Here is a 23,548-nt window from a genome sequence, read left to right as displayed (position 1 = left end):
TCATGCGGATCGCGAAGGGGATCTCCTGCTCGACGAGAAAAGTGAACCATTCCTGGCCGATGAACTCACGATCCGCCAGCAGCATCCGAACGGTTGAGGCGTCGAAATACGCGAGATACCGCTTCATCAGCGCGATGCGCTGAGCGGTCGTGCTGTTGCCGGAATGCGGGAGCATGGTCCACATCAACGGGACACGGAACCTGGCCGTGATGACGGCCAACACGAGGACGTTAACGTCGGTCTTGCCGATCTTCCAGTTGGTGCGGTCAAGACACAGATGCCAAGGGCGAGGATTGCCGAGCAGCGAGATCACGATGCCCACGCTCCAATCCTCGGGCAGGCACACGTGTTGGAAGAAGCGTTGCAGACGGCGATAGGTCGATGCAACCATGGCGCGACTTGGCCGCTCGCTCGCGATATGCGTCAGGTTCACCGTTCGGGCGCTGATCATGCCAAGCAGGATCATGCAGAGCGTCTCGAGCCGTGACTTGCCCAACGGCACATGCGGAGTTAGCGTTTTCTGGAGATCGGCGAGAGCACGGATATTCAAGGGACCGTTCCTTTGGCGAGGTCGAGTCCACCAGAAGAATCTCTCTTGCCGGTCTCGGCCACCCCAAAAACGGCTGTGTCGTGTAGTCTGCTGAATACGGCCCCGGTTCCTCAAGTCCTTGAAATGGCAATGAAAGGCACCGGAGGTGGGAAAGGTTTGGTCACTTCCCTCACGCAGGTTCGCGGCTTGCGCAGACGGTTGTGCCTCCGGTGGAAACCCATTCTTCACGATTCGGGGTCTGCCTGCATCGGCTTTCCGACCTGCGCCTGACCAACCCATCTTCTCGCCAAGAGGAGGCTGCGCCATGATTGCAGCGGATCAATATCCCGGCAAATACACACCGGAAGCACTCACCGACTACTGGTGGACGCCCTCTGTGCGCGCCACCTATGAACTCGCCCGCGAGCTTGGTCTTCGCCGGGCCCGCGGGAGATATCCTTTGTTTGCGATCAGGGAAATTGAAGGGCTTGCACCACCCTCCCGCAGACGGTGGAATAAGTTAAAGCGTCCCCATCTCACAACCACGGATCTTGACGAACATCTCAGGGAGTCCCAGCGTTCTGCACACCGGCGCGATGTCACACAGCGGGATGCAAGAATTTTAATTCCGCTGACGGTCCGGAAGAAACTGAAGTTATGCGGGCGCGCTTGGGTCAACGCCTGGCGAACAAATCGCCTCGGTCACCGCTAATGACGCCTGCGACGCCCGGGGCTGCCGCGATGTCATCGCAGACCGGGGCGCCGAGGTGGTCATCCCACCGCGCCGCAATGCGAAGCCGGGGAAGAAGGACAATCCCGGAGCGGCGGGAAGGAACGAGGCCCGGCGCGCGATCGAACGATGAGGCCGGACGATCTGGCGCCGCCGGTGAGGGGGGCAGCCCTCCACAGGTTCGAGGGCGGCCCCGAACGGGACCACCGCCGCAGCCGAACAGATACCAGGATGAACTGCATGAAGCTGCTCGGCCAAAGGCGCTTGGCCGTTCGGCATCGGCCTCGGACCGATGGCGGCGCGATGCCTCACGTTCCACCGCCAGACCGCCGAGCTTCAGGTCCGGCTGGCCATCCTCAACCGCTATACCGCCCTCGGCATCCCCCTCACGCAACCCGTCGGCTGATTGCCGCGGGATAAGGGAAGACTCCGCCTTCAGGCACTCGGTGAAAAAGAGCCACCTGTAAGTAAAAGCAGCGAGAAGCGAAGAATCCCGCTGCTCTGCAAGGTGCTCTTTTCGGATTTAGAGTGTGATCCTGTAGCGGTAAAATCCTTCCTGTGCCTCACCCATTGGCTCAATCTCAACGCCCTTGACGTCGTCGGCATATCGCATGCCCAAGGGGCCGGTATCGAATAGAACTGTCGTGCCCTCCAATGGCGCAAAGCTCCAGTTTGCGTCGGCACGCGGGCTCACCGTGCCTTGGCTCACGATATAACGGACAATGACATCACGATTGGTGTCCGGTGCCTCGAACACCGTGTTGGAGCCGTCGAGGCCGGGGAAGTTGCCACCGCCACCCGCGCGATAGTTATTGGTGGCAACGACGAATTCTCGAGAATCGTCGATTGGCTTGCCTTCGAAGGACAGGTCCTTGATCCGGTTCGCGTCCGGGTTCGCCACCTCGCCTTCCGAGCCGTACTTCGCGGGCCCCGAGACGTCGATGCGATACGTCACCCCGTCGATCACGTCGAAGTTGTAGGATGGAAAATCTGGATTTAGCAGATCTTGATCAGTCTCTCCCGGCGTGATCTGGTTGAACATGCCCGCTGACCGCTCAAGCCATTCGCGTACTTCGGCACCCGTAACTTTTACGGCGCGAACCGTGTTGGGATAGAGATAGAGATCGGCCACGTTCTTGATTGCTACGTCTCCGATCTCGACGTCGGTGTAGTAATCTGGCCCACCGCGACCGCCGGCCTTGAACGGTGCCGCAGCCGAAAGAACCGGCAGGTCGGCGTATTCGGTGCCAGCCATCATCTGTTCGATATACCATTTCTGTGCATTCGAGACGATTTGCACCGACGGGTCGTCGGCGACGAGCGCGAAATAGGAGTGCAGCGGCGCGTCGGTCTTGCCGACCGCACGGCGGACATAGGCGAGCGTTGCCTCGTGCTCCTCCTCGACGCTCTCCAGCACCGCCTCGACGCTCTCCACAGTCGGTTGGACCGAGCGATCCTCACCCCGGAGATAGATCGGCCGGGCTTCAACGCTGGCCTCAACGACGCGCCAGCCTTCTCCGTCCCGCTCCAGCATGAGGTCGATGAGGCCCATATGGGAGCCCCAGAACCCGGCCATGACCGCGGGCTTCCCCTGGATCGTGCCGGCGTCGGCGTCCACGCCTTCGGCTCCTGCGTAATCAGGACCGGGGAAGACCCTGTGGTGGTGGCCGGTCATCACGGCATCGATTCCGTCGACGGCGGCGAGCGGAACAGAGGCGTTCTCCATCATCGGCTCGTGCTGGGCAGGGCCGATACCCGAATGGCTGAGGGCGACGACGATGTCGGCACCTTCCGCGCGAATTTGCGGCACGTAGGCGCGCGCGGTCTCGACGATGTCACGGGCCTCGACCTTTCCCTCGAGGTGCTGGCGGTCCCACTGCATCACCTGCGGTGGCACGAAGCCGATCAGACCCACGCGGATCGGGTGGGTTTCGCCGGCGCCGTCGGTCACGCTGGTTTCGAGGATCGTGTAGGGCGGCACCAGTGTCTCATCACCGGTCGGATCTTCGCCCATGGACGTGACCACGTTCGCGCAGAGCACCGGGAAGTTCGCGCCGCCAAGCGCGCTCAGCAGAAACGGAAGGCCGTAGTTGAATTCGTGGTTGCCCAAGCAAGAGGCGTCGAACCCGAGCGTGTTCATCGCCTGGATCACGGGGTGCGTCTGGCCGTCATGCATGCCGCGCTCATAGGCGACCCAATCGCCCATCGGGTTTCCCTGAAGGAAATCGCCATTGTCGAGCAGGAGCGCGTTCGTCGCCTCGGACCGGACGTCTTCGATCAGAGCGGCAGTGCGGGCGAGACCGACCGTGTCCGACTGCTGATCGGCGTAATAGTCGTAGGGATAGACGTGAACGTGCAGGTCGGTCGTCTCCATCAACCGCAGATGCGCCTGATTGTTTTGCGCACGGGCCGAAAACGGGTGAAGGGCTACGACCGCGCCGGTCGAGGCGAGAAAGGCGCGGCGGTTCATCGTGAGAGACATCTGGGGAACTCCTGGGACTCGATGATCATTCCCTCTTCTGCCACTCAAGGCAGACCCGATACAGCCTGTTTTCCACGAAGGAGCCCCGCCATGAAAGCCGTTCGCCTCGCCAAACCCGGTGGCCTCGACAAGCTCTCGCTTATCGATATGGACGATCCGGGCGATCCCGGCCCCGGCGAGATCCGCGTGCGGCTGCGGGGCTCATCGTTGAATTACCACGATTACGGCGTCGCTTCCGGACGTATGCCGGCTGAGGACGGGCGCATCCCTCTGGCAGATGGTGCGGGCGAAGTCGAAGCGGTCGGCGAAGGAATTACGAGATTCTTGCCGGGCGACCGTGTCGTCTCGACGTTCTTTCCTCTCTGGTCCGACGGCGAGCCGCCGATCGCGGATTTCTCGACCACGCCCGGCGACGGAGTGGATGGATATGCGCGCGAGGTCGTTGTCGCTCCCAAAGGTGCATTTACCAAGGCGCCAGCCGGCTGGTCCCATGAAGAGGCCGCGACCATCACGACCGCCGGTCTCACCGCTTGGCGGGCGCTGGTGGTCGACGGTGCGTTAAAGGCCGGCGACGACGTTCTGGTCCTCGGTACGGGCGGCGTGTCGATTTACGCCTTGCAGATCGCGCGAGCGATGGGGGCCCGGGTTTTCGCCACGTCTTCTTCTGACGAAAAGCTCGGACGACTGGAGGAAATGGGCGCGGCGGGTGTCGTGAACTACGAAAAGACGCCGGATTGGGGGCCGGAAATCGCAAAAATGACCGGCGGCCGCGGCGTCGATCACGTGGTGGAGGTGGGTGGGCCCGCAACGCTTGCGCAATCCATCCAAGCTTGCCGCATCGGCGGACATCTGTCGCTGATTGGCGTGTTGACCGGCCGTTCGGGCGAGATCCCGACAGCAGCAATGATGGCGAGGCACCAGCGTCTTCAGGGCCTGATCGTCGGCTCGCAAGCGATGCAGCGCGACATGGTTCGCGGAATGGAGGTGACGGGAATCCGCCCGGTGATCGACCGGACCTTTCCCTTGGCTGAGCTTGCCGATGCGTTCGCCTACGAGGAATCCGGCAGCCATTTCGGCAAGATCGCGATCAGGATCTGATGGTAAGGGACGGATCCGCACGGACCGGACCGGCACGGCGACCCGGCGCGGGCGCCTTGCATAGCGGGGAAATGCCGCTTAGTTCCGCTCGATAACCGTCTCCCGGAGTACGCAGCGATGGCCACAACCAATCCCGTTCAGTTCATCCAGCAGACCCGCGCCGAAATCGCCAAGATCACGTGGCCGACGCGCCGCGAGGTCGTGCTGACCACGGTAATGGTGTTCCTTCTGGCCATTCTCGCGGCGGTCTTCTTCTTTCTCGTCGACCTCGCCATCCGCACCGGCCTGACGGAAGTGCTCTCCGCGTTCTGATCCGGGGCTATCCCGAAGGGGATCCCCGTCGCGTCCATCCGATATGCCGAGAAGTCTCGCGGGCCCTTGAACCTCCGGGGCGGCGGCGTTAGGGGAGCGCAATCATTCCAGAGGCGGCGCGCAACGATTCGCGATGCGCGCTGTTTTCCGTTCCGGGGAAGTAACCTCGGTTCTGGTCGAGACGAGAGGCGGCGGTCGAGACATGGCGAAGCGGTGGTATTCGGTCAGCGTGCTGTCCAACTTCGAAAAGCGTGTGGCGGAGCAGATCCGGCAGGCGATTGAGGAGCAGGGACTTCAGGAGCAGATCGACGAGGTTCTCGTTCCGACCGAGGAGGTCATCGAAGTGCGTCGCGGCAAGAAGGTCACGTCCGAGCGGCGCTTCATGCCTGGCTACGTCCTTGTACGGATGGAGATGTCCGACGAGGGGTACCATCTCGTGAACTCGATCAACCGGGTTACGGGTTTCCTCGGGCCGCAGGGGCGTCCGATGCCGATGCGCGACGCTGAAGTGAACCAGATCCTCAACCGCGTTCAGGAAGGTGAGGAGGCACCGCGTAGCCTAATCAGCTTCGAAATCGGAGAAAATGTGAGCGTGACCGATGGGCCTTTCGAAGGGTTCTCGGGCGAAGTCGAGGAGGTCGACGACGAGGCTCAGAGCCTCAAGGTCACCGTGTCGATTTTCGGTCGGGCCACCCCGGTCGAGTTGAAATTCACGCAGGTTTCCAAGGCCGCGTGATCGGACGTGGGAGGTGAGGGGCCGCGGCTCCGGACCGAACCACGGCATGATGCCTGAAAGGGCGATGTAGGGCGGGGTAAACCCGCCGCCGCAAGGAGAGAAACCAATGGCGAAGAAGCTCGTCGGTACGATGAAGCTGCAAATTCCCGCCGGCAAGGCCAACCCGAGTCCTCCGGTGGGTCCGGCGCTCGGTCAGCGCGGAATTAACATTATGGAATTCTGCAAGGCGTTCAATGCCAAGACGCAGGAAATGGAAGAGGGTGCGCCCTGTCCGACGGTAATCCAATATTACCAGGACAAGTCCTTCACGATGGAGATCAAGACGCCGCCCGCTTCGTACTACCTCAAGAAGGCCGCCGGTCTGAAGCCGCAGGGCAAGCGCAACCGTCCGCGCGGATCCGAGGCGCCCGGTCGCGAGACTGTGGCTTCGGTCTCCGTCAAGCAGGTTCGCGAAATCGCGGAAGCCAAAATGAAGGACCTGTCGGCCAATGACGTCGAGCAGGCCATGAAGATCATCCTGGGCTCGGCGAAGTCCATGGGCATTGAGGTGAAGTGATGGCGAAGTTGGGAAAACGCACCAAGGCCGCACGCGCTGCATTTGCCGGCAAGGAAAACGTTTCGGTCGATCAGGCCGTGACCATGGTTCAGGACAACGCCAAGGCGAAGTTCGACGAGACGGTCGAAATTGCCATGAACCTCGGGGTCGACCCGCGCCACGCCGACCAGATGGTCCGCGGTGTCGTGTCGCTGCCCAACGGTACCGGCAAGGATGTGCGGGTCGCCGTCTTCGCCCGTGGTCCGAAAGCCGACGAGGCAAAGGCCGCCGGAGCCGAGGTCGTGGGCGCCGAGGATCTCATGGAGACGATTCAGGGCGGCACGATCGATTTTGATCGTTGCATCGCGACGCCCGACATGATGCCGATCGTCGGCCGCTTGGGTAAGGTCCTCGGGCCGCGCAACCTGATGCCGAACCCGAAGGTGGGAACGGTCACAATGGACGTTGCGCAAGCCGTTAAGGATGCCAAGGGCGGTCAGGTGCAGTTCAAGGCAGAGAAGAACGGCGTCGTCCATGCGGGCGTCGGCAAGGTGTCCTTCGATGCCGCGAAGCTCAAGGAAAACGTGCTGGCTTTCGTCGATGCCGTTTCCAAGGCCAAGCCGGCAGGTGCCAAAGGTTCCTACCTCAAGAAAATCGCGCTGAGTTCCACCATGGGGCCGGGCGTGACGGTCAGCGTCGAAAGCGCGACCGGTAACGAGTCAGCGACCTGAGCCGACGGTGAGTTTCCTCGCTTCCGGGCGGGAATGAGAAGCCGGCGCTCTTTTCGAGGCGCCGGTCTGGCGAGGCGGCAACGCCTCGTCCTGTCCGAGACGGAGGGCCGGGGGAAACCTCGTTAAGTCCTTCCCGAGATGGGACCCGAGACTGATTTCCGAGGGCGACCTCGGGCGATCTGGCGCGGGGCCCTTCAATGGACCCTGAGCGGGGCACGGGAAACCGGGCCCTAGAGAGCCGGAGGGGAAACCCTCCATACTTGGAGTAAAACTGTGGATAGAGCCCAGAAAGAGAAAGTGGTCGACGAACTCGGCCAGATCTTCGAAAGCTCTGGCGTCGTGGTGGTCAGCCACTACGAAGGCATGACAGTTGCCGAAATGCAGGACCTCCGCTCGCGCATGCGCGAAGTGGGTGGATCCGTGCGCGTCGCCAAGAACAAGCTCGCCAAGATCGCCCTTGAGGGGAAGGCTGCCAGCAGCATTTCCGAATACCTCACGGGCATGACCGTGCTCGGCTATTCCGAGGATCCCGTCGCTGCGGCGAAGATCTTCGACGCGTATTCCAAGGAGAACCAGAAGCTGGTGATCCTCGGCGGCGCAATGGGCGACACGGCCTTGGACACCGCCGGCGTTTCGGCGGTCGCGAAGATGCCCAGCCGCGAGGAGCTTATCGCTTCCATCGCAAGCTGCATCGGCGCGCCCGCCGCAAACATCGCGGGGGCCATTGGCGCGCCGGCGAGCAACATCGCGAGCATTCTCTCGACCATCGAAGAGAACGCCGCGTGAGGCACAATTGTCATCCTTCGTCGTGGTCTTGAACGACACGGCATCGGAACACATCTTGAACGAACGGAAACAGTACAATGGCTGATCTCAAAGCACTGGCCGAACAAATCGTTGGCCTCACCCTCCTGGAAGCCCAGGAACTCAAGACCATCCTCAAGGACGAGTACGGCATCGAGCCCGCCGCCGGCGGCGCAGTGATGATGGCTGGTCCCGCCGACGGTGGCGCCGCCGCCGCTGCCGAGGAGCAGACCGAGTTCGACGTCATCCTGAAGTCGGCAGGCGCCTCCAAGATCAACGTGATCAAGGAAGTCCGCGCCATCACGGGCCTCGGCTTGAAGGAAGCCAAGGATCTGGTCGAAGCCGGCGGCAAGGCCGTTAAGGAAGGCGTCGACAAGGCCGAGGCCGACGAAATCAAAGCGAAGCTCGAAGCCGCTGGCGCGGAAGTCGAGCTCAAGTAATCGGACTGCGGCGTCGGGTCGCGGCACTCATGCCAGGCCTGGCGGCGCAGCACGCCCCGGTATTACGAGCCGGGTGATGTATAAAGGGTGGGAGCGGTACGATCCGGTCCCACCCGCTCCTGTCTCGAAAAGCCCGTCGCGGCGGGCTTTTCCGGTCAGGAGGATGGGACGGGGGCGCGCCTGTGGGACGGCGCGCCGGATGGTCTCTCCTCAGGATCCCTTCGCAGGCCCGCTGCGTCCGATGCCCGACGGACGACGCGCGCGCGAAACCGAGAGAAAGCGAGCACCACATGGCTCAGACGCAGGCGTCTTCCAAGCGTATCCGTCGTTATTATGGCAAGCTGGAGGAAGTCCTCCGGATGCCGAACCTTATCGAGGTTCAGAAATCATCCTACGACCTTTTCCTGAAGTCCGGTGGGGGAGAGACCCCGCAGGAGGGCGAAGGCCTGATGGGGACGTTTCAGTCGGTCTTCCCGATCAAGGATTTCAACGAGACAGCCGTGCTCGAGTTCGTGAAGTACGAGCTTGAGGAGCCGAAATACGATGTCGAGGAATGCCAGCAGCGCGACATGACCTACAGCGCGCCGCTCAAGGTCACGCTGCGACTGATCGTATTTGATGTGGATGTCGACACGGGCGCCAAGTCGGTCAAGGACATCAAGGAGCAGGACGTCTTCATGGGCGACATGCCCCTGATGACGAAGAACGGTACCTTCATCGTGAACGGCACCGAGCGGGTCATCGTTTCCCAGATGCACCGTTCGCCGGGCGTGTTCTTCGATCACGACAAGGGCAAGACGCACAGCTCGGGCAAGCTGCTGTTTGCCTGCCGCATCATTCCCTATCGCGGCTCCTGGCTCGACTTCGAGTTCGATGCCAAGGACCTCGTCTTCTGTCGCATCGACCGTCGCCGCAAGTTGCCGGTGACGACCCTGCTCTATGCCCTCGGGCTGGATCAGGAAGGGATCATGAATGCCTACTACAACACGGTGATCTACGAGCACCGGAAGGGTGAAGGCTGGGCCACGCGCTTTTTCCCCGAGCGCTATGTTGGCACGCGGCCGGCGATGGACGTGGTCGACGCCACGACCGGCGAGGTCGTGCTTGAGGCTGGCAAGAAGGTCACGCCGCGTCAGGTCAAGAAGCTCAACGAAGAGAGCAACGTCGACCAGATTCTCGTTCCGTTCGACGGCATTATCGGAAAGTTCGCGGCACGTGACATTATCGATGAGACGAACGGCGCGATCTTTGTCGAGGCCGGAGACGAGCTGACATGGGAGATCGACAAGTCCGGCGAAGTTTCGGGCGGAACCCTGAAAGAATTGCTCGATGCCGGTGTGACGGACATCCCTGTCCTCGACATCGATAACGTCAATGTGGGCCCGTACATCCGCAACACGATGGCTGCGGACAAGAACATGGGCCGCGACACCGCGCTCATGGACATCTACCGCGTCATGCGCCCGGGCGAGCCGCCCACCGTCGAAGCGGCGCAGACGCTGTTCGACCAGCTGTTCCGCGACAGTGAGCGCTACGATCTCTCGGCCGTTGGTCGCGTCAAGATGAACATGCGCCTCGACCTCGATGCGGAGGATACCGTCCGCACGCTGCGCGACGACGACATCCTCGCCTGCATCAAGGCGTTGGTGGAGTTGCGCGACGGCCGCGGAGAAATTGACGACATCGACCATCTCGGCAACCGCCGGGTGCGCTCGGTCGGCGAGTTGATGGAAAATCAGTACCGCGTTGGCCTGTTGCGCATGGAGCGTGCGATAAAGGAGCGGATGTCGTCCGTCGAGATCGACACGGTGATGCCGCAGGACCTGATCAACGCGAAACCCGCAGCAGCCGCGGTGCGCGAGTTCTTCGGCTCGTCGCAGCTGTCGCAGTTCATGGACCAGACGAACCCGCTGTCGGAAGTAACCCACAAGCGGCGTCTGTCGGCGCTCGGACCGGGTGGCTTGACCCGTGAGCGGGCGGGCTTCGAGGTTCGTGACGTCCACCCGACCCATTACGGCCGGATGTGCCCGATTGAGACGCCGGAAGGCCCGAACATCGGTCTGATCAACTCGCTCGCCACCTTCGCGCGTGTGAACAAGTACGGCTTCATCGAGACCCCCTACCGCAAGGTTGTGGACGGACAGGTCACCGATGAAGTCCAGTACATGTCCGCCACCGAGGAGATGCGGCATACCGTGGCGCAGGCGAATGCCAAGCTGACGCATGACATGAAGTTCGAGAACGAACTCGTGTCCACACGTCAGTCAGGCGACTACATGCTGCAGTCTCGCGACAACGTCGATCTGATCGACGTCTCCCCGAAGCAGCTTGTGTCCGTGGCTGCGGCGCTGATCCCGTTCCTCGAGAACGACGACGCCAACCGTGCACTGATGGGCTCCAACATGCAGCGTCAGGCCGTGCCTCTGCTGCGTGCGGATGCGCCTTATGTCGGCACGGGCATGGAGGGTGTGGTTGCGCGCGACTCCGGCGCGTCAATCATGGCGACCCGCGGCGGCGTGATCGATCAGGTCGATGCGCAGCGGATCGTGGTGCGTGCGACCGAGGACCTCGCGCTCGGCGATGCCGGCGTGGACATCTACCGTCTGCGCAAGTTCCAGCGTTCGAACCAGAACACCTGCATCAACCAGCGTCCGCTGGTAAAGGTTGGTGACACGGTGGCCAAGGGCGAAGTCATCGCCGATGGCCCCAGCACCGATCTGGGTGAACTGGCGCTCGGCAAGAACGTGGTCGTGGCGTTCATGCCGTGGAACGGCTACAACTACGAGGACTCGATCCTGATCTCCGAGCGGATTGCCCGCGATGACGTCTTCACCTCGATCCATATCGAGGAGTTCGAGGTCGCCGCGCGCGACACGAAGCTCGGGCCGGAAGAGATCACCCGCGACATCCCGAACGTCGGCGAGGAGGCCCTGCGCAATCTTGATGAGGCAGGCGTTGTCTACATCGGTGCCGATGTGGAACCGGGCGATATTCTGGTGGGCAAGATCACACCGAAGGGGGAATCTCCCATGACGCCGGAGGAGAAGCTGCTCCGCGCCATCTTCGGTGAGAAAGCGTCCGACGTGCGCGACACGTCTCTGCGCGTGAAGCCGGGCGATTACGGGACGGTCGTCGAGGTTCGTGTCTTCAACCGGCACGGCGTCGAGAAAGACGAGCGCGCGCTCCAGATCGAGCGTGAGCAAGTCGAGCGCCTGGCTCGCGACCGGGACGATGAGCGGGAAATTCTGGACCGGAACATCTATGCCCGCCTGCGTGGCATGATCGAAGGCCAGAAAGCCGTTAAGGGACCGAAGGGCTTCAAGCCGAACTCGATCGTGGACGATGCCGCGCTCTCGGCGCTGTCTTTCGGTCAGTGGTGGCAGATCGCGCTTGAGGACGAGGAGGCTGCCAAGCAGGTCGAAGCTCTGAACGAGCAGTACGAGATCCAGAAGCGCGCACTCGAAAACCGTTTCGAGGACAAGGTCGAGAAGGTCCGCCGCGGCGACGACCTGCCGCCGGGTGTGATGAAGATGGTCAAGGTCTTCATCGCGGTGAAGCGCAAGCTTCAGCCGGGCGACAAGATGGCCGGCCGTCACGGCAACAAAGGCGTCATCTCAAAGGTCGTGCCGATGGAGGATATGCCGTTCCTCGCGGACGGGACGCCCGTGGACTTCGTTCTCAACCCCCTCGGCGTGCCGAGCCGGATGAACGTGGGTCAGATCCTCGAGACGCATATGGGCTGGGCCGCTCGCGGTCTGGGGCTCAAGATCGACGAGGCGCTCGATGAATATCGGCGTTCCGGCGACCTGACCCCGGTGCGCGATGCCATGAAGATCGCCTATGGCGAGGAAGCCTACCAGGAGGCGATGGCAAATCTCGGTGAGGAGGAACTGCTTGAGGTGGCGGGCAACGTGACGGCGGGTGTGCCGATCGCCACGCCTGTCTTCGACGGCGCCAAGGAGGACGACGTCAACGATGCGCTGACGCGTGCCGGTTTCGATACCTCCGGGCAGTCGGACCTGTTCGATGGCAGGTCCGGCGAGAAGTTCTCCCGGAAGGTCACCGTGGGCATCAAGTACCTGCTCAAGCTGCACCACCTCGTGGACGACAAGATCCACGCGCGTTCGACCGGACCCTACAGCCTCGTCACGCAGCAGCCTCTGGGCGGCAAGGCGCAGTTCGGTGGACAGCGGTTCGGTGAGATGGAGGTCTGGGCGCTGGAAGCCTACGGCGCGGCCTACACCTTGCAGGAGATGCTGACGGTGAAGTCCGACGACGTGGCAGGACGGACCAAGGTCTACGAGAGCATCGTCAAGGGCGAGGACAATTTCGAGGCGGGCGTTCCCGAGAGCTTCAACGTTCTCGTCAAGGAAGTCCGCGGCCTCGGCCTGAACATGGAACTCCTGGATGCGGAGGAGGGCGAGGAAGGCTGAGACCAGCTTTTCGCGGCGCGGAATGATCCGTGCCGCGCGTCCTCCCGATGCACCCTTTTTCAAAAGGTCAAGACATGAACCAGGAACTGACGAACAATCCGTTCAACCCGATTGCGCCCCAGAAGGTCTTCGACGAGATCAAGGTTTCGTTGGCCTCTCCGGAGCGGATCCTCTCGTGGTCCTACGGCGAGATCAAGAAGCCCGAGACGATCAACTATCGCACGTTCAAGCCGGAGCGTGACGGGCTTTTCTGCGCGCGAATCTTCGGTCCGATCAAGGATTACGAGTGCCTGTGCGGCAAGTACAAGCGCATGAAGTATCGCGGTGTCGTCTGCGAGAAGTGCGGCGTGGAAGTCACGCTGCAAAAGGTCCGGCGCGAGCGCATGGGCCATATCGAGCTCGCCTCGCCGGTCGCCCATATCTGGTTCCTCAAGTCGCTGCCGTCCCGCATCGGCCTGATGCTGGACATGACGCTTCGTGATCTGGAGCGGATTCTCTACTTCGAGAACTATGTCGTCATCGAGCCCGGCCTCACCGATCTCGCCTACGGTCAGTTGATGACCGAGGAAGAGTACATGGATGCGCAGGACGCCTACGGTGCCGATGCGTTCCAAGCCAATATCGGCGCCGAAGCCATCCGCGAAATGCTCTCGCAGATCGACCTAGAGGCCGAGGCCGCACAATTGCGCGAGGATTTGAAGGAGGCGACGGGCGAACTGAAGCCCAAGAAAATCATCAAGCGGCTGAAGATCGTCGAAAACTTTCTGGAATCCGGCAACCGTCCGGAATGGATGATCCTGACTGTCATCCCGGTCATTCCGCCGGAGTTGCGCCCGCTGGTCCCGCTTGACGGCGGCCGCTTCGCGACTTCGGACCTCAACGACCTGTATCGCCGGGTCATCAACCGGAACAACCGTCTCAAGCGGCTGATCGAGTTGCGTGCGCCCGACATCATCGTGCGCAACGAGAAGCGGATGCTTCAGGAATCCGTCGATGCGCTGTTCGACAACGGCCGCCGCGGGCGCGTCATCACTGGTGCTAACAAGCGCCCGCTGAAGTCGCTGTCCGACATGCTTAAAGGCAAACAGGGTCGCTTCCGTCAGAACCTGCTCGGCAAGCGCGTCGACTTCTCGGGCCGCTCCGTCATCGTGACAGGACCGGAGCTCAAGCTGCACCAATGCGGCCTGCCAAAGAAGATGGCGCTCGAGCTCTTCAAGCCGTTCATCTATTCGCGGCTAGAGGCCAAGGGCCTCAGCTCGACCGTGAAACAGGCCAAGAAACTGGTGGAGAAGGAGCGTCCGGAAGTCTGGGACATCCTCGACGAAGTCATTCGCGAGCATCCTGTCCTGCTGAACCGTGCGCCGACCCTTCACCGTCTCGGGATTCAGGCTTTCGAGCCGGTCCTGATTGAAGGTAAGGCGATCCAGCTTCACCCGCTCGTCTGCTCGGCCTTCAACGCCGACTTCGACGGCGACCAGATGGCCGTGCACGTACCCCTGTCGCTGGAGGCGCAGCTTGAGGCGCGCGTCCTGATGATGTCCACGAACAACGTGCTGTCGCCTGCCAACGGCGCGCCGATCATCGTGCCGTCGCAGGACATGGTTCTCGGCCTCTACTATGTGTCGATGGAGCGGTCCGGTATGAAGGGCGAAGGCATGGTCTTCTCCTCGGTCGACGAGGTGAACCACGCGCTCGATGCGGGCGAGGTGCATCTGCACGCCAAGATCAAGGCACGCGTCACGCAGATCGACGAGATGGGCGAAGAGGTCAATCGCGTCTTCGAGACGACCCCCGGCCGCGTGCGTTTGGGCGCAATGCTGCCGCTTAATGCCAAGGCGCCTTTCGATCTGGTCAACCGCCTTCTTCGCAAGAAGGAAGTGCAGCAGACCATCGACACCGTCTACCGCTATTGCGGTCAGAAGGAGTCGGTCATCTTCTGCGATCAGATCATGACCCTGGGCTTCCGTGAAGCGTTCAAGGCCGGCATCAGCTTCGGCAAGGACGACATGGTCGTTCCCGATGCAAAGTGGGGCACCGTCGAGGCGACCCGCGAGCAGGTCAAGGATTTCGAGCAGCAGTACATGGACGGCCTGATCACGCAGGGCGAGAAGTACAATAAGGTGGTGGACGCTTGGTCGAAGTGTAACGACTTGGTTACCGAAGCCATGATGTCCAATATTTCGACCTCGGGAACGGACGAGAACGGTGCCGAGAACGAGCCGAACTCCGTGTATATGATGGCGCATTCCGGTGCGCGTGGCTCGGTCACGCAGATGAAGCAGCTGGGCGGTATGCGCGGCCTGATGGCGAAGCCGAACGGCGACATCATCGAGACGCCGATCATCTCGAACTTCAAGGAAGGCCTGACCGTGCTGGAGTACTTCAACTCCACCCACGGTGCGCGTAAGGGCTTGTCGGACACCGCTCTGAAGACGGCGAACTCCGGCTACCTGACGCGTCGTCTCGTGGACGTGGCGCAGGATTGCATCGTCCGTGTCGAGGATTGCGGCACCGACAATGCGATCACCGCCACCCCCGCGGTCAACGACGGGGAAGTGGTGGCGACGTTGGCGGAGCGCGTGCTGGGCCGGGTTGCGGCCGACGACGTGCTGGTGCCGGGCGGCGACGAGGTGATCATCAAGGCAGGCGACCTCATCGACGAACGTGGTGCCGACGCCATCGACACTGCCGGTGTGCAGTCCATGCGCATCCGCTCGCCGCTGACCTGTCAAGCGGAGGAGGGCGTGTGTGCCGCCTGCTACGGGCGCGACCTTGCGCGCGGTACGCAGGTCAATATCGGCGAGGCTGTCGGTATCATTGCCGCGCAATCCATCGGTGAGCCGGGAACGCAGTTGACGATGCGGACATTCCACATCGGCGGCGTCGCACAGGGCGGACAACAATCGTTCACGGAAGCTTCGTCCTCCGGCACGGTCGTATTCCGCAATGCCAACGTCCTGACCAACGAGGCGGGCAACGTCATCGTGATGGGGCGCAACATGCAGATGGCCATCGTCGACGAAAACGGCGAGGACCGGGTCGTCCATAAGCTCGGCTACGGCACGACGCTCTTCGTCAAGGACGGGGAGAAGGTCTCGCGCGGTGACAAGCTGTTCGAGTGGGACCCGTACACCCTGCCGATCATCGCCGAGGCCGACGGCAAGGTGCGCTTCTTCGATCTCTATGCGGGCATTTCGGTGCGCGACGAGACCGATGACGCGACCGGAATGACGCAGAAGATCGTGTCCGACTGGCGCTCCGCCCCCAAAGGAAACGAGCTGAAGCCCGAGATCCTGATTGTGGACGAGAACGGAGAGCCGGCCCGCAACGAAGCGGGTAATCCGGTAACCTACACGATGTCTGTCGATGCCATCCTCTCGGTCGAGGAGGGACAGGAGATCAAGGCTGGCGATGTGGTCGCGCGTATTCCGCGTGAAGGTGCCAAGACGAAGGACATCACCGGCGGCCTGCCGCGGGTGGCGGAACTCTTCGAGGCGCGGCGTCCCAAGGACCATGCGATCATTGCGGAGCAAGATGGCTACGTAAAATTCGGCAAGGACTACAAGAACAAGCGCCGGATCACGGTCGTCCCGACCGACGATAGCATCGAGCCGATCGACTACATGGTGCCGAAAGGTAAGCACATTCCGGTTGCGGAGGGCGATTTCATCCAGCGCGGTGATTACATCATGGACGGTAACCCGGCGCCGCACGACATTCTGCGGATCCTCGGCATCGAGGCACTCGCCGAGTACCTCATTACCGAGGTTCAGGATGTTTACCGGCTTCAGGGTGTGCGGATCAACGACAAGCACATCGAGGTCATCGTCCGGCAGATGCTTCAGAAGTTCGAGGTTCTCGACAGTGGCGACACGACGCTTCTGAAGGGTGAGCATATCGACAAGCAGGAACTCACGGAGGCCAACGAGAAGGCCGAGAAGCGTGGGGATCGGCTGGCTCAGGCCGAGCCAATCCTGCTGGGCATCACCAAGGCATCGCTCCAGACGCGTTCCTTCATCTCCGCCGCCTCCTTCCAGGAGACGACGCGCGTGCTGACCGAGGCGTCGGTGCAGGGCAAGCGGGACAAGCTGGTTGGCCTCAAGGAGAACGTCATCGTCGGCCGCCTGATCCCGGCGGGAACCGGCGGTGCGACGCAGAAGATGCGTGCGATCGCTCAAAGCCGCGACAGTGTGGTCATCGAGGAAGCCCGCGCAGAGGCCGAAAAGGCAGCGGCTCTGGCTGCGCCTGAGCCCACAGCGAACGACGAGGGCACATCCGGGACGACCGAAGATGTCGCCGGCGAATAAGTTCTTCTACCCCGCCCGGTTCAGCCGGGCGGGGTTGTTGCCGTCTACTCAATCAAGTCTGTAGGTGCCGATAGCTGCGCCGACACCAAATTGATCGACGAAGCTCAGCGTCTTCGTCAGGTATGTTCTGGCTCCGACACCGGAATGAGCTGGATCGATCCGTGCGAAGCATCGTGCTCGCCGTCCCCACGAGCCATCCGCCAGGCCAGCAACAGAGCGGAAGCAAGTGTCCCGAGCGATCCAGCCAGGACATAAAGTCCTAGCGCTGCGAGCCATCCTGCACCAGCTAAGAGCCCGAAGCCCGCGGTCAGGACCGCCGCAACAAATCCGATCAGAAGGTGTGCGATGATCATAATGCGCCTCCGGGCTTTCTTTGGGGCGACCATGCGGGGCAGGCCGTAAACAAAGTCTTAAGATGCCGAGGCTTGCCCGGCCTGCACCTGCGTGTCACCAAGTCATATGATTAGAATTCGCGAGACCGACGGCCTTCCGGGGCTCTTTCGCTTTGTGGTCGCGGCCGCAGAGCTTGGCTCCCGACGAGAACATCTTGGGCAGTACGACCTTGCTGTTCGTGAGCAGAGCGCCGACTCGTGATTCCGGCTCGAATACTGTTCGACGAGATGGCGACTTGATGAACGATAACCTGCGCGGGTCCCTGTTCATGATGGGCTCCATGGCGACCTTCACGCTCAACGACGCGACGGTAAAATACCTCGCGCAGGGCATGCCGACCTTTCAGGTCGTATTTCTGCGAGGTGTCGCCGCCACCGTTCTTATCGCACTCCTCGCTTACGTGACTGGGGCGCTTCGCCGCCCGATCCCACGTCGAGACTGGCCTTGGGTGCTCGGGCGCAGTGCTCTCGAAGTCATCTCGTTCCTGCCGTTCATCCTCGCGCTGACTCATATGCCGCTCGCTAACGTGACCGCCATTCTGCAGGCGCTGCCGCTAACGATAACCGCCGCGGGCGCCCTATTCCTTGGGGAGCGGGTCGGTTGGCGGCGCTGGACGGCGATTCTCGTGGGACTGATCGGGGTTCTGCTTATCGTTCGTCCTGGCGGAGAAGACTTCAACTTATGGTCTGTGTCGGCGGTTGTGGCCGTCTTCGCCGTGACCGCCCGGGATCTTGTGACGCGCAAGCTCTCGCCCGAGGTCCCTTCACTCAAGGTCGCGGTCATTACCGCAGCAGGTGTGACGATTCTCGGCCTTGCCCTGTCGGTCAGGACACCGTGGCAGCCATTCGAAGTAGGGCAGGGCGGGCTGATCCTTCTGGCCAGCGCATTCGTCCTCGGCGGCTATCTTTTTTCGATCATGGCCATGCGAGTGGGAGAAATCGGCGTCGTCACGCCATTTCGCTACACCGCATTAATCTGGGGGATTCTGCTTGGCTGGGCAGTGTTCAGTGAGTTTCCCAAGCCGCTAACCCTGATTGGAGCGGCTCTCGTTGCGGGGACCGGATTATACACGCTGCTGCGCGAAGGACGTGCGCCGGTGCCACGTCCAGTCGGGCCGCGCTAGGCGCCTAGCGCCTAGAGCTGATCTCCATCTTTTGGAGTTGATTGAGCGGGTAGAAAAGCTTGCGCCGCTCGCTGCGTTGACACCCCCCGGCGATTCCCCTATCACGCGCGCAATTCGGTTCGGGGGCCGCCTTGTTGGCGCCCGGCCGGCAAGCCAGAACCGTTGCGCAAGATCCGGAATACTGCTTTCTGCATCCTCTGCACAAAACCGCATCGCCCAGGTCGGAATTCCGGGCGGCTGCGGTTCAAGGTATTTGGGGCGCCGGGCCGTAAATGTGATTGAAACGAGACGGGGAAGCCCCAATGCCCACCATCCAGCAGCTGATCCGCAAACCGCGCCAGCCCAAGGTCCGCAGCTCCAAGTCGCAGCACCTCGAAGGCTGCCCGCAAAAGCGGGGCGTCTGCACGCGCGTCTACACCACCACCCCGAAGAAGCCGAACTCGGCTATGCGGAAGGTTGCGAAGGTGCGTCTGACCAACGGCTTCGAAGTGATCTCCTACATCCCGGGCGAGAGCCACAACCTGCAGGAGCACTCCGTGGTTCTGATCCGGGGTGGCCGGGTCAAGGACCTTCCGGGTGTTCGGTACCACATTCTGCGCGGCGTGCTCGATACGCAGGGCGTGAAGGATCGCCGGCAGCGCCGCTCCAAGTATGGTGCGAAGAAGCCGAAGTGATCCGGGCCTCTGCCCATACTTAGTGCGGGGTTCGCCCCGACTTTCCGACACGTTATCAAGAGGATACGCTGATGTCCCGCCGTCACGCCGCCGAGAAGCGCGAAGTTCTGCCCGACGCCAAATATGGCGACAAGGTTTTGACGAAGTTCATGAACAACCTTATGATCGACGGTAAGAAGTCGGTCGCGGAGAAGATTGTATACAACGCGATGGATCGCGTCGAGGGCAAGCTGAAGCGCTCGCCGATCGAGGTGTTCACCGAAGCGCTCGACAACGTGAAGCCCTCGGTCGAAGTCCGCTCCCGCCGCGTCGGCGGTGCGACATACCAGGTTCCCGTCGATGTCCGCCCGGAGCGCCGTGAGGCGCTGGCGATCCGCTGGCTGATCAACGCGGCCCGTGCGCGCAACGAGAACACGATGGAGGAGCGTCTGGCCGGTGAGTTGGTCGATGCCGTCCAGTCCCGCGGCTCCGCCGTGAAAAAGCGTGAGGACACGCACAAGATGGCCGACGCCAACAAGGCGTTCAGCCACTACCGCTGGTGACCGGCGTTACCTAGACAGACTTTTCCTCGGGGGCCGGCTCACGGTCCCCGAACCCGTTTTCTCCTCCGATCCGAGGTAAGCCCCATGGCACGCGACTATCCCCTCCAACGCTACCGCAACTTTGGTATCATGGCTCATATCGATGCGGGCAAGACGACCTGCTCGGAGCGGATCCTGTTCTACACCGGCAAGTCCCACAATATTGGCGAGGTGCATGACGGCGCCGCGACCATGGATTGGATGGAGCAGGAGCAGGAGCGTGGCATTACGATCACCTCGGCTGCGACCACCACGTTCTGGCAGCGTCAGGAAGAGCCGACGAACGACGGCACGTCCGACACCAAGTATCGCATGAACATCATCGATACGCCCGGTCACGTGGATTTCACGATCGAGGTCGAGCGCTCCCTCGCCGTTCTCGACGGCGCGGTCGCCGTGCTCGACGCCAATGCCGGTGTCGAGCCGCAGACCGAGACCGTCTGGCGTCAGGCCGACCGCTACAAGGTTCCGCGGATCGTCTTCGTCAACAAGATGGACAAAATTGGCGCCGACTTCTTCAACTGCGTCAAGATGATCAAGGATCGTACCGGCGCGACGCCGGCCCCTATCCAGATCCCGATCGGAGCGGAGAATCAGCTCGAGGGCATGATCGACCTGGTCACCATGGAAGAGTGGGTCTGGCAGGGTGAGGATCTTGGCGCCTCCTGGGTCAAGAAGCCTATCCGCGACAGCTTGAAGGCGCAGGCCGACGAATGGCGTGCCAACCTGATCGAGACTGCGGTTGAGATGGACGACGAAGCCATGGAGAATTACCTGATGGACGGCGCTGAGCCGGACGTCGATACTCTCCGCAAGCTGATCCGCAAGGGGACGCTGGCGATCAAGTTCATTCCGGTTCTGTGCGGTTCGGCTTTCAAGAACAAGGGCGTGCAGCCCCTTTTGAATGCGGTCATCGATTATTTGCCCAGCCCGCTGGACGTTGTCGACTACATGGGCTTCAAGCCTGGTGACGAGGAAGAAGTTCGTAACATCCCCCGTCGTGCAGATGACTCGATGGCGTTCTCCGGTCTTGCCTTCAAGATCATGAACGACCCGTTTGTTGGCTCGCTCACCTTTACGCGCATCTACTCTGGCGTCCTGAAGAAGGGCGACAACATGCTCAACTCGACCAAGGGTAAGAAAGAGCGCGTCGGTCGGATGATGATGATGCACTCGATCAACCGCGAAGAGATCGAGGAAGCCTTCGCCGGCGACATCATTGCGCTGGCTGGTCTGAAGGACACCACAACGGGGGATACGCTCTGCGATCCGGCTGATCCGGTGGTTCTGGAGACAATGACTTTCCCTGATCCGGTCATTGAGATCGCGGTCGAGCCGAAGACGAAAGCCGACCAGGAGAAGATGTCTCAGGGCCTCGCGCGCTTGGCGGCGGAGGATCCGTCGTTTCGCGTCGAGACGGACCTCGAGTCCGGTCAGACGATCATGAAGGGCATGGGTGAACTTCACCTCGACATTCTGGTCGACCGCCTCAAGCGAGAGTTCAAGGTCGAGGCCAACATCGGTGCGCCGCAGGTTGCCTACCGCGAGACCATCGGACACGAGGTCGAGCACACCTACACGCACAAGAAGCAGTCGGGTGGCTCGGGCCAGTTCGCGGAAGTGAAGCTGCTTATCCAGCCGACCGAGCCCGGCGAAGGATATTCGTTCGAGTCCAAGATCGTCGGCGGCGCGGTGCCCAAGGAATACATTCCGGGCGTCGAGAAGGGGATCAAGTCGGTCATGGACTCCGGCCCGCTTGCGGGCTTCCCGGTGATCGACTTCAAGGTTTCGTTGCTCGACGGAAAGTTCCACGACGTCGACTCCTCGGTTCTTGCCTTCGAAATCGCGGCCCGCATGGGTATGCGTGAAGGAATGCGCAAGGCCGGCGCAAAGCTGCTGGAGCCGATCATGAAGGTCGAGGTGATCACGCCGGAAGAATACACCGGCGGCATCATCGGCGACCTGACCTCGCGTCGTGGCCAGATTCAGGGGCAGGACACGCGCGGTAATGCGATCGCCATCGATTGCTACGTGCCGCTGGCCAACATGTTCGGCTACATCAACACCCTTCGGTCCATGTCCTCGGGACGGGCGAACTTTACCATGCAGTTCGATCACTACGAGCCCGTTCCGCAGAACATCTCGGACGAGATTCAGAAGAAATTTGCGTAAAGTACTGCGGAACGCGTTCAGCCCTCGGGGTGGGCGCGCCACCGGGAGAAACAAGCAGTTAAAGGAGGTCCTTCCATGGCGAAGGCAAAGTTCGAGCGCACGAAACCGCACGTGAACATCGGTACGATTGGTCACGTGGATCACGGCAAGACGACGTTGACGGCGGCGATCACGAAGTATTTCGGCGATTTCCGGGCCTATGACCAGATCGACGGCGCGCCGGAGGAGAAGGCTCGCGGGATCACGATCTCGACGGCGCATGTGGAGTACGAGACGGAGAACCGTCACTACGCGCATGTCGACTGCCCCGGCCACGCCGACTACGTCAAGAACATGATCACCGGTGCCGCGCAGATGGACGGCGCGATCCTCGTGGTGAACGCGGCCGACGGCCCGATGCCGCAGACGCGCGAGCACATCCTTCTGGGCCGCCAGGTCGGCATCCCGACGATGGTCGTGTACATGAACAAGGTCGATCAGGTCGACGACGAGGAGCTTCTGGAACTCGTCGAGATGGAGATCCGCGAGCTGCTGTCGTCCTACGATTATCCGGGCGACGACATTCCGATCGTCAAGGGCTCGGCCCTGGCGGCGATGGAAGGCCGTGACGAGACGATCGGCGAGAACTCCATTCGTGAGCTGATGGCCGCCGTCGACGACTGGATCCCGACGCCCGAGCGTGCCGTGGACCAGCCGTTCCTGATGCCGATCGAGGACGTGTTCTCGATCTCCGGCCGCGGTACCGTCGTGACGGGCCGGGTCGAGCGTGGCGTGATCAACGTGGGCGACGAGATCGAGATCGTCGGCATCCGCGACACGCGCAAGACGACCTGCACGGGTGTCGAGATGTTCCGCAAGCTGCTCGACCGCGGCGAGGCGGGCGACAACATCGGCGCGCTGCTGCGCGGCGTGGACCGTGAAGGCGTCGAGCGCGGGCAGGTTCTCTGCAAGCCGGGTTCGGTGAAGCCGCACACGAAGTTCGAGGCCGAAGCCTACATCCTGACGAAGGAAGAGGGCGGGCGTCACACGCCGTTCTTCGCGAACTACCGTCCGCAATTCTACTTCCGCACGACGGACGTGACGGGAACGGTCGAGCTGGCCGCCGGCACCGAGATGGTGATGCCGGGCGACAACGTGTCCTTTGGTGTCGAGCTGATCGCGCCGATCGCGATGGAGCAGGGCCTGCGCTTCGCGATCCGCGAAGGCGGCCGCACCGTCGGCGCGGGCGTGGTCTCCAAGATCACCGAGTGAGGATGGCCGCTCCGAAAAGGGCGGACTCTCGACCGTACCGGCGAATACTTCGCTGACAGCACAAGGGCCCCCGCGGGGGCCCTTCTTGCGTTCGGGGGGGCCTACTAGGTTAGTGAAGACAGAATAAAGCGGCGGCGCAACCCACGGGCGTGACCGTTGGGTGTAGGGTGCGTCCTCGACGAAATCGCTGCCGATCGCGCACGAAAAAGGGCGGCTC

General features: G+C 61.9%; 18 protein-coding genes and 1 pseudogene. 16 read left to right on the top strand and 3 right to left on the bottom strand.

Annotated features, from left to right (window positions below; genetic code table 11):
* On the bottom strand, positions 1-550 hold a 550-nt coding region (locus JSE7799_RS06725; RefSeq protein ID WP_503089880.1), incomplete at its 3' end, for a transposase family protein.
* A gap of 304 nt (positions 551-854) precedes the next feature.
* Here JSE7799_RS06725 and JSE7799_RS20955 point away from each other — a divergent pair.
* Together JSE7799_RS20955 and JSE7799_RS21615 are read left to right on the top strand one after the other, a co-directional pair.
* On the top strand, positions 855-1,241 hold the full coding sequence (locus JSE7799_RS20955; protein WP_186201857.1) for a hypothetical protein: 387 nt from the start codon (positions 855-857) through the stop codon (positions 1,239-1,241).
* Positions 1,216-1,665: pseudogene (locus JSE7799_RS21615) on the top strand (transposase); the annotation flags it as partial. The gene JSE7799_RS20955 and the pseudogene JSE7799_RS21615, both read left to right, overlap by 26 nt.
* Positions 1,666-1,782: 117 nt before the next feature.
* Here the strand turns inward: JSE7799_RS21615 and JSE7799_RS06715 are convergent.
* A complete protein-coding gene (locus JSE7799_RS06715; protein ID WP_055662931.1) occupies positions 1,783-3,741 on the bottom strand; it encodes a bifunctional 2',3'-cyclic-nucleotide 2'-phosphodiesterase/3'-nucleotidase in 1,959 nt (652 codons plus the stop codon).
* Between JSE7799_RS06715 and JSE7799_RS06710 the strand changes: the two genes are divergently transcribed.
* The 9 genes from JSE7799_RS06710 to rpoC all read left to right on the top strand — a co-directional run bounded on the left by JSE7799_RS06710 (position 3,643) and on the right by rpoC (position 17,137).
* Positions 3,643-4,839, top strand: a complete 1,197-nt coding sequence (locus tag JSE7799_RS06710; protein ID WP_245624821.1) for a zinc-dependent alcohol dehydrogenase family protein — start codon at positions 3,643-3,645, stop codon at positions 4,837-4,839. The genes JSE7799_RS06715 and JSE7799_RS06710 overlap by 99 nt on opposite strands.
* 117 nt (positions 4,840-4,956) lie before the next feature.
* Entirely contained in the window at positions 4,957-5,151 is a 195-nt protein-coding gene (gene secE / locus JSE7799_RS06705) for a preprotein translocase subunit SecE (RefSeq protein WP_055662929.1), read from the top strand.
* A gap of 202 nt (positions 5,152-5,353) precedes the next feature.
* Complete coding sequence (gene nusG, locus JSE7799_RS06700) at positions 5,354-5,887, top strand: transcription termination/antitermination protein NusG (protein ID WP_055662928.1); 534 nt, start codon at positions 5,354-5,356, stop codon at positions 5,885-5,887.
* A gap of 106 nt (positions 5,888-5,993) precedes the next feature.
* Positions 5,994-6,443, top strand: coding sequence for a 50S ribosomal protein L11 (rplK, locus tag JSE7799_RS06695; protein ID WP_055662927.1), 450 nt, complete (start codon positions 5,994-5,996; stop codon positions 6,441-6,443).
* Positions 6,443-7,153: a 50S ribosomal protein L1 gene (gene rplA, locus JSE7799_RS06690; RefSeq protein WP_055662926.1), complete on the top strand. Its 711-nt coding sequence runs from the start codon at positions 6,443-6,445 to the stop codon at positions 7,151-7,153. The genes rplK and rplA overlap by 1 nt, the downstream gene beginning before the upstream one ends.
* A 273-nt stretch (positions 7,154-7,426) precedes the next feature.
* Positions 7,427-7,939 (top strand): 50S ribosomal protein L10, encoded by a 513-nt coding sequence (gene rplJ / locus JSE7799_RS06685; RefSeq protein WP_055662925.1) that lies wholly within the window; start codon positions 7,427-7,429, stop codon positions 7,937-7,939.
* 77 nt (positions 7,940-8,016) lie between these two features.
* A complete protein-coding gene (rplL, locus tag JSE7799_RS06680) occupies positions 8,017-8,397 on the top strand; it encodes a 50S ribosomal protein L7/L12 (RefSeq protein ID WP_055662924.1) in 381 nt (126 codons plus the stop codon).
* 290 nt (positions 8,398-8,687) lie between these two features.
* Positions 8,688-12,830: a DNA-directed RNA polymerase subunit beta gene (gene rpoB / locus JSE7799_RS06675; protein WP_055662923.1), complete on the top strand. Its 4,143-nt coding sequence runs from the start codon at positions 8,688-8,690 to the stop codon at positions 12,828-12,830.
* 74 nt (positions 12,831-12,904) lie between these two features.
* Positions 12,905-17,137 carry a DNA-directed RNA polymerase subunit beta' gene (rpoC, locus tag JSE7799_RS06670; RefSeq protein ID WP_055662922.1) on the top strand — a complete coding sequence of 1,411 codons (4,233 nt, stop codon included), beginning with the start codon at positions 12,905-12,907 and terminating at the stop codon, positions 17,135-17,137.
* Between the two features lie 116 nt (positions 17,138-17,253).
* Here rpoC and JSE7799_RS06665 read toward each other — a convergent pair whose 3' ends face one another.
* A complete protein-coding gene (locus JSE7799_RS06665) occupies positions 17,254-17,490 on the bottom strand; it encodes a hypothetical protein (RefSeq protein ID WP_055662921.1) in 237 nt (78 codons plus the stop codon).
* Positions 17,491-17,684: 194 nt separating this feature from the next.
* On the opposite strand from JSE7799_RS06665, the gene JSE7799_RS06660 reads away from it, so the two are divergent.
* From JSE7799_RS06660 to tuf, 5 genes are all read left to right on the top strand, one after another.
* The gene (locus JSE7799_RS06660) at positions 17,685-18,653 is read left to right on the top strand and encodes a DMT family transporter (RefSeq protein WP_245624820.1); all 969 of its coding nucleotides are present in this window, start codon (positions 17,685-17,687) and stop codon (positions 18,651-18,653) included.
* A gap of 302 nt (positions 18,654-18,955) precedes the next feature.
* Entirely contained in the window at positions 18,956-19,327 is a 372-nt protein-coding gene (gene rpsL / locus JSE7799_RS06655; RefSeq protein ID WP_055662919.1) for a 30S ribosomal protein S12, read from the top strand.
* A 71-nt stretch (positions 19,328-19,398) separates the two neighbouring features.
* Positions 19,399-19,869 (top strand): 30S ribosomal protein S7, encoded by a 471-nt coding sequence (gene rpsG / locus JSE7799_RS06650; protein WP_055662918.1) that lies wholly within the window; start codon positions 19,399-19,401, stop codon positions 19,867-19,869.
* Positions 19,870-19,953: 84 nt separating this feature from the next.
* Positions 19,954-22,080 (top strand): elongation factor G, encoded by a 2,127-nt coding sequence (gene fusA / locus JSE7799_RS06645; RefSeq protein WP_055662917.1) that lies wholly within the window; start codon positions 19,954-19,956, stop codon positions 22,078-22,080.
* Positions 22,081-22,155: 75 nt separating this feature from the next.
* Complete coding sequence (gene tuf, locus JSE7799_RS06640; RefSeq protein ID WP_055662916.1) at positions 22,156-23,331, top strand: elongation factor Tu; 1,176 nt, start codon at positions 22,156-22,158, stop codon at positions 23,329-23,331.
* Positions 23,332-23,548: the final 217 nt, after the last annotated feature.

The organism is Jannaschia seosinensis, assembly GCF_001408515.1.
GTDB classification, from domain to species: Bacteria; Pseudomonadota; Alphaproteobacteria; order Rhodobacterales; family Rhodobacteraceae; genus Jannaschia; species Jannaschia seosinensis.
The sequence above is the reverse complement of the archived record's forward strand: the minus strand, read 5'-3'. Positions and strand labels throughout refer to the sequence as shown.